This window comes from Pseudomonas sp. Pseusp97 (assembly GCF_047304025.1).
Lineage (GTDB): Bacteria > Pseudomonadota > Gammaproteobacteria > Pseudomonadales > Pseudomonadaceae > Pseudomonas.
On the sequence record NZ_JBGLYK010000283.1, the window covers coordinates 1 to 6,045 of the forward strand.

At 63.9% G+C, this 6,045-nt stretch carries 6 protein-coding genes, 1 tRNA gene and 1 pseudogene; 3 read left to right on the plus strand and 5 right to left on the minus strand.

Annotated features, from left to right (window positions below; all coding sequences use genetic code 11):
* Positions 1-153 precede the first annotated feature (153 nt).
* A complete protein-coding gene (gene bamE / locus ACCC94_RS27060) occupies positions 154-678 on the minus strand; it encodes an outer membrane protein assembly factor BamE (protein WP_413352687.1) in 525 nt (174 codons plus the stop codon).
* Between the two features lie 322 nt (positions 679-1,000).
* Here bamE and mgtE point away from each other — a divergent pair, with 322 nt between their 5' ends.
* Positions 1,001-2,443 (plus strand): magnesium transporter, encoded by a 1,443-nt coding sequence (mgtE, locus tag ACCC94_RS27065; protein ID WP_413352688.1) that lies wholly within the window; start codon positions 1,001-1,003, stop codon positions 2,441-2,443.
* 125 nt (positions 2,444-2,568) lie between these two features.
* On the opposite strand, the gene amrZ is transcribed toward mgtE, so the two are convergent.
* Entirely contained in the window at positions 2,569-2,901 is a 333-nt protein-coding gene (amrZ, locus tag ACCC94_RS27070; RefSeq protein ID WP_017517196.1) for a transcriptional regulator AmrZ, read from the minus strand.
* Between the two features lie 486 nt (positions 2,902-3,387).
* Here amrZ and phnN point away from each other — a divergent pair, with 486 nt between their 5' ends.
* Positions 3,388-3,951, plus strand: coding sequence for a phosphonate metabolism protein/1,5-bisphosphokinase (PRPP-forming) PhnN (gene phnN, locus ACCC94_RS27075; RefSeq protein ID WP_413352689.1), 564 nt, complete (start codon positions 3,388-3,390; stop codon positions 3,949-3,951).
* Between the two features lie 2 nt (positions 3,952-3,953).
* Here phnN and ACCC94_RS27080 read toward each other — a convergent pair whose 3' ends face one another.
* Positions 3,954-4,430 carry a GNAT family N-acetyltransferase gene (locus tag ACCC94_RS27080; protein WP_413352690.1) on the minus strand — a complete coding sequence of 159 codons (477 nt, stop codon included), beginning with the start codon at positions 4,428-4,430 and terminating at the stop codon, positions 3,954-3,956.
* A gap of 92 nt (positions 4,431-4,522) precedes the next feature.
* Between ACCC94_RS27080 and ACCC94_RS27085 the strand changes: the two genes are divergently transcribed.
* Positions 4,523-4,599, plus strand: a tRNA-Arg gene (locus tag ACCC94_RS27085).
* A 48-nt stretch (positions 4,600-4,647) separates the two neighbouring features.
* Here ACCC94_RS27085 and ACCC94_RS27090 read toward each other — a convergent pair.
* Complete coding sequence (locus tag ACCC94_RS27090; RefSeq protein ID WP_413352691.1) at positions 4,648-5,721, minus strand: diguanylate cyclase; 1,074 nt, start codon at positions 5,719-5,721, stop codon at positions 4,648-4,650.
* Positions 5,722-5,816: 95 nt separating this feature from the next.
* A pseudogene (locus ACCC94_RS27095) lies at positions 5,817-6,045 on the minus strand (DUF4434 domain-containing protein); the annotation flags it as partial.

A 6,045-nucleotide genomic window follows, 5' to 3' on the forward strand; every position in this document is an offset into this window, starting at 1 on the left:
TCATAGCTCAGCTGGATAGAGTACTCGGCTACGAACCGAGCGGTCGGAGGTTCGAATCCTCCTGAGTGCGCCATATATAAAGGGCCTGCAGAAATGCAGGCCCTTTTTCTTTGCGCTCGAAAAACTTTGCCTCGAAAAGCATGGCCAGCGTAATCAGCGCTTCGCCTTGCCCATTACGCAGCCGTCCTCGTCAAAGGTCACGGTGCGAGCGCCGCGCTGCTTGTCCGCTTCGTAGTGGTAGCGCAGCGTCTCGTTGTGTTGGCTGACCCTGTCCGGCCGTCCCAGGGCGCTTTCCACGTCACGGCGAGTCATGCCCGTCCTGATGCGTCCCTCGATGATCGCCTTGCGCCGGGCGCTGCCTGTGACGCGGTTACCGCAGCCGTTCTGCTGCTCGCCCACGACCACGACGGACTCCTGCTCGGTTTCCTTTCCCTGACCCCTGCTGCGCGCTATAGGCTTCTGCGCGACGGTTTCCTGCTGGATCGCCATCGGCACCGGTTCGCCGCTGCCGGGTGTGGGATTGCTTGCTTCCTGGATTTGCTGCTGTCGCTCCACGGGGCAGCCATACTGGCTGAACAACACGCTGCCGTCGGCCGCCGTGCAGCGGAACACCGAGGCCGCTTCGCTGGTCGGTATCAATGAAATCAGGAGTGAGCAGAAGAGGGCGGGCAGGCGCATGGTTTCCTCCGTGATGGCGAGCCTGCGTGCAGCCTAGGAGTGGAATTTGTCAGTCGGAGCCGGGTGTCCTGTGGGAGCTTTCGGGCGTCGAACCGGGCAGTGATTCAGCGGTGAACTTTCGCCCGCAACCAATTGTTCTGGCCGCCATTTTGTAACGCCTAATACACCCCGGAGTGTTATCATTTCCCGCATCTGCCCTCGATGGGCGCATGGGACACCACCATGGACTTACCCAGTAGTTACTCAGAACCCCGATTGCGTACACACGACCTGATGTATTGATCCCCTCTGGCCCGTTCTGCCACTGGGGGTGGAGCGTGCTATGACCGAAGTAGAAGCCAAGAAGCCGCAGGAAAGCCTGCAGGACCGCCTCAACCAGGTGGTCGACCTGCTGCACAAGCACAAGCTGGTGGAAGACCTGACGCACCGTCAGGAAGGCCAGCATCAAGACCTCGTCGAAAACCTCGTGCATCGCCAGAACCTGGCGGAGCTCCAGCGCAAGCTGGAGGAACTGCACCCGGCCGACATCGCCCACATCCTCGAATCGCTTCCGCTGGACGACCGCCTGACGGTCTGGCAGCTGGTGAAGGCCGAGCGCGACGGCGACATCCTTCTCGAAGTCTCGGATTCCGTGCGGGAAACCCTGATCGCCGACATGGACGATCACGAGATCCTTGCCGCGGCCCGCGAGATGGACGCCGACGAACTGGCGGACCTCGCGCCGGAACTGCCCCGCGACGTCGTCCACGAGCTGATGGAAACCCTCGATCAGCAGCAGCGCGAGCGTGTGCGCTCGGCGCTGTCCTACGAGGAGGACCAGGTCGGCGCGCTGATGGACTTCGAGATGGTCACCATCCGCGATGATGTCAGCCTGGAAGTGGTGTTGCGCTACCTGCGCCGCCTGAAGGAACTGCCCGGCCATACCGACAAGCTCTTCGTGGTCGATTACGACGGCGTGCTCAAGGGCGTGCTGCCGATCAAGCGCCTGCTGGTGAACGATCCGGACAAGGACGTGGCCGAGGTCATGGCCACCGACCCGGTGACGTTCAGCCCCGACGAGGACGGTTACGATGCCGCCCAGGCGTTCGAGCGTTACGACCTGATTTCCGCGCCGGTGGTGGACAAGAACGGCAAGCTGATCGGCCGTCTGACCATCGACGAGATGGTCGACCTGATCCGTGAGGAAAGCGAAAGCGAAGTCCTCAACATGGCCGGTCTGCGCGAAGAGGAAGACATCTTCGCCTCGGTCTGGAAGTCGGTCGGCAACCGTTGGGCGTGGCTGGCTACCAACCTGGTCACTGCCTTCATCGCTTCGCGGGTGATCGGCCTGTTCGAGGGTTCGATCGAGAAGCTGGTGGCACTGGCCGCGCTGATGCCCATCGTGGCAGGCATCGGTGGCAACTCCGGCAACCAGACCATCACCATGATCGTCCGCGCCATGGCCCTGGACCAGATCCAGACCAGCAGCGCCAACCGCCTGCTGCGCAAGGAGCTGGGCGTAGCGCTGGTCAACGGCCTGGTGTGGGGCGGGGTGATCGGCCTCGTCGCCTTCTACCTGTACGGCAACTGGGAACTGGGCGCGGTCATGACCGGCGCCATGACGCTCAACCTGCTGCTCGCCGCGCTGATGGGCGTGCTGATCCCGATGACGCTGCTGCGCCTGGGCCGCGATCCGGCCATGGGCTCCAGCGTGATGATCACCGCCATGACCGACAGCGGCGGTTTCTTCATCTTCCTCGGACTGGCCACCCTGTTCCTGATGTAACGCCAGCTCCGCCGAAAGGGCCGTCCGCGAGGCGGCTTTTTTGTGCCTGGCGTGACCTGGCATCCGTCAGTCGCAGGCATGAAAAAGCCGGCTCAGGGCCGGCTGTTTCGGGCGTCGCGAACGAGTCAGGCGTCGTTCTGTGCCATTTCGGCATCGTGCGCGATCAGGGCGATCAGCGCGTTCTGCTGACGGTGGGTCAGCTGACGGAAGCGCTGCAGCAGCTCGCGTTCGTGCAGGCTGAGCTCCGGGCTGTCCAGACGGATACCCAGGTTGTCCTGCAGCGCACCTTCCTGCAGCAGGCTCTGTTCGAGACGCGCGATGATCTCGGAGTTCATGCTGCGGTGGTGGCTGCGAGCGACGTCGGCGATACGCTCACGCATGCCTTCGGGCAGACGTACGACGAATTTGTCAGCAGTACGGCTGGAGTAGGTGGGGGTTGCCTGTTTCAATGGGCGCATACTTTAAACCTGTAAGTCAGGGAGGCCGATGCCATGGGTCAGCGTTGGTTCAGGCCCTTTGACAGCGATTTCCAATGGCCGTTCAGCGCGTCGTCAAAGCTTTTGAAAAATAATCCAATAACTTGACGTCAAACCTTCGGCATATTGTGTCTCGGGTGAAGGCTAAATGCCAGCACCAATCGTCCGAAATGAGACCGCCTAGGCAGACCCTTCTTTGGATGGGACTTGAAGGGAAAAGTGGCGATATGCCGCTTCCCTCAGCGTAGTCGATAGGCGCGGAGCGCCTGCCTGCCGTTGAGCAGCCTGATGACGGCATTTCGTCGCGGGTCGCCATGATGTCACAGCGCTCGACGGCGAGGCAGGGAAAGCCGGACGCGGCGGATACCAGTTGGATGTTTTCACCGATATCGCACACTACGCAGAGTATTATCCGCCCCGCGGATCAGAATTGAAGTAGCGCCGAGCCGCCGGCAAACCGAGAGTCTTATGACCCCTGGCAGACTGATTTACCTGATGGGCCCCTCGGGCTCCGGCAAGGACAGCGTATTGCAAGCCGCCAGTGCTCCGCTGGCAGAGCTGGATTGCCGGATCGTCCGGCGCGTCATCACCCGTTCGGCCGAGGCGCGTGGGGAAGACGCGCACTCGGTGAGCGTCGACGAATTTGCCGCCCTGGAGCGCTCCGGCGCCTTTGCCATGAGCTGGCGTGCCAACGGCCTGCACTATGGCATTCCTCGCGAAATCGATGACTGGCTCGCTGCGGGGCACGATGTGCTGGTCAATGGCTCGCGCAAGTACCTGCCCGAGGCGCGCCGTCGTTATCCGCACCTGATCGCCATTCTGCTGAAAGTCGACACAGAGGTGTTGCGGCAGCGCCTGCTCAAGCGTGGCCGGGAGACGCTGGCGGAAATCGAGGAACGTCTGGCGCGCAATGCGCACTTCGCCGACGGGCTGCCCGGGCCGTTGGTGGAGCTGGATAACTCGGTGTCCCTGGCGGTGACGGTCGGCCACTTGCTGAACCTGCTCGCTGCGCCGGATGCCCGGGCCGGCTGACGTCAGTCCAGGCTCAGCGACAGGCTGACGCCGTGGGGCTCGAAGCCCATCGCGGCATAGAAGCGGTGCGCCATTTCCCGGTCCTGGTGGCTGGAAAGCGCCAGCTTGTAGCACTTCCAGTCCCGCGCCCATTCCACGGCCCGGCCGATCAGCGCCTGGCCGATGCCCTGGCCGCGCGCGCGGCTGTCCACCACCATGTCTTCGAGAATCGCCGAGCGGGCGAAGCCGTGGGCAATGTGTTCGATCAGGTGCAGCGTGCAGGTGCCGAGCAAGGCACCATCGCGCTCGGCAATCAGCGTCACTCGCGTGGGCTGCCGGTTTTCCAGCGCGAGCGCCAGCAGTGCGGTGTCGGGCAGCGGATCGCCTGCGCCCAGTTGCTGCAGCAGCGGCGCCAGGGCGGCCGCATCGTCGGCCGAAGCGACGCGCACGTCGAAGGTGGCAAAGGGGGAATCGGGCAGGGCGCCGTCGTCTGTGATCATGGTCTTTCTCCGGCTGACGGCAAAATTATGAACCGTGCGGGTGGCGGCGGCATGACAAATCGCCCGTCGGTGGTTAACATGCCGTCCCGATTGTCCCGGTAGCTCAATTGGATAGAGCGTCCCCCTCCTAAGGGGAAGGTTGGAGGTTCGACCCCTCTCCGGGACACCAGCACGCCAAGGCCCGCATCAGCGGGCCTTTTTCGTTTCCGGGTATCGCTCACGGCGAATAGGTCACCCGGTTGCGCCCATTGTGCTTGGCGTCATACAGCGCCTGGTCGGCCTTGATCAGCGCCTGGCTCAGGGTGCCATCCGCGGTGAGTTGGGCCAGGCCCAGGCTGATGGTGACCTTGGGCGTGCCGGGAAGCTCGGCGGTGGCGCGCCGCAGTTGTTCGACCCGCGACTGCGCGTCGTCCACGCTGATGCCCCACAGGTACAGGCCGAACTCCTCGCCGCCCAGCCGGGCGAACTCGAAGTCCTGCATCTCGTGCCTGATGGCGTGTGCGACGCGGGTCAGTACTTCATCGCCGATGTCGTGTCCGTAGGTGTCGTTGACCCGCTTGAAGTGGTCGATGTCGATCATCGCCAGGTAGCGCTGGTCGCCGTCGCCGTCGCCGTCCAGGCGCTGGCCGACGCGGGTCATGAAGGAGCGCCGGTTGGGAATGCCGGTGAGCGCGTCGAGGTAGGCCTGGTCCAGCAGCAGGCGCGCCATGGCGTAGTTGTACAGCTTGGACTTGCTCAGGTGGTGGAAGATGTAGACCGACAGTGCGCTGATGAACAGCGGGTAGCAGACCAGCATGCTGCGCCGAGCGTCCAGCGCCGGTACGTCCCCCAGCAGCGGGTTGAGGAAGGTCCAGGTCACCGCCAGCACCGAATAGAAGGCGATGGCGTTCAGTGGCATGGCGGTGGCGCTATAGAGCACGGTGGCGGCGGCGATCACCAGCCAGGCCGGTCGCAGGATCTCCGGCAGGCCGTCGATCACCAGCCGCGCGCCAAGGCTGAAGGTGATGACGAAGGCCAGGTTCAGCCAGTAGAAGTGCACCGCCTTGCGCACGAGGCTGGCCAGCACGGTGATCAGGAAGAACACGCCAAGGAAGATCACCGAGACATAGGTGAAGCCCTGTCCGGCCTGGAAGCTGACGATGAGGTCGAAGAGCAGCCACATCCCGGCGCTGACGGCAAAGATCAGCAGGCTGAGCCCGTGGAGTCGCTCGAAGTCGTGCTGGAGGAATTCGGCCCGGATCCCCGCCGGGATGCTTTGCTTGAGTATCTCGGATTCGATGGTCTTGAACATGAACCGCCCTGTGCGCGTGTGGGATCGCTCGCGCGAGCATAGTCGAAGCCGCAGCGCCCCGCGTTGGCGGCGGGGGCGCCGGTCAAGTGGATGGTTCAGGGCTTGGCGGAGGCTCTGGCCTGGGCGCGCTGGTTGTCCAGCAGAACCTTGCCCCAGGGCCGGTAGCGCACCTCGAAGACGGCGCTGGCGTGGCAGCCGGTGGACGCGCCGGAAGGCGCGGCGGGTTCTGCATGGAATGGTTGGCCGGCCGCACTGGTCTGGCGGAAGGCTTCGCGGACGATGCCGACCGGGCAGGGCAGGGCGGCGGCGTAGGCCTGGGTCACG

Excerpts from the sequence above, each read along its gene's own strand:
- ACCC94_RS27080 (WP_413352690.1), bottom strand. The coding sequence starts at position 4,430 with ATGATCACAGACGACGGCGCCCTGCCCGATTCCCCCTTTGCCACCTTC.
- bamE (WP_413352687.1), bottom strand. The coding sequence starts at position 678 with ATGCGCCTGCCCGCCCTCTTCTGCTCACTCCTGATTTCATTGATACCG.
- ACCC94_RS27090 (WP_413352691.1), bottom strand. The coding sequence starts at position 5,721 with ATGTTCAAGACCATCGAATCCGAGATACTCAAGCAAAGCATCCCGGCG.
- amrZ (WP_017517196.1), bottom strand. The coding sequence starts at position 2,901 with ATGCGCCCATTGAAACAGGCAACCCCCACCTACTCCAGCCGTACTGCT.
- mgtE (WP_413352688.1), top strand. The coding sequence starts at position 1,001 with ATGACCGAAGTAGAAGCCAAGAAGCCGCAGGAAAGCCTGCAGGACCGC.
- phnN (WP_413352689.1), top strand. The coding sequence starts at position 3,388 with ATGACCCCTGGCAGACTGATTTACCTGATGGGCCCCTCGGGCTCCGGC.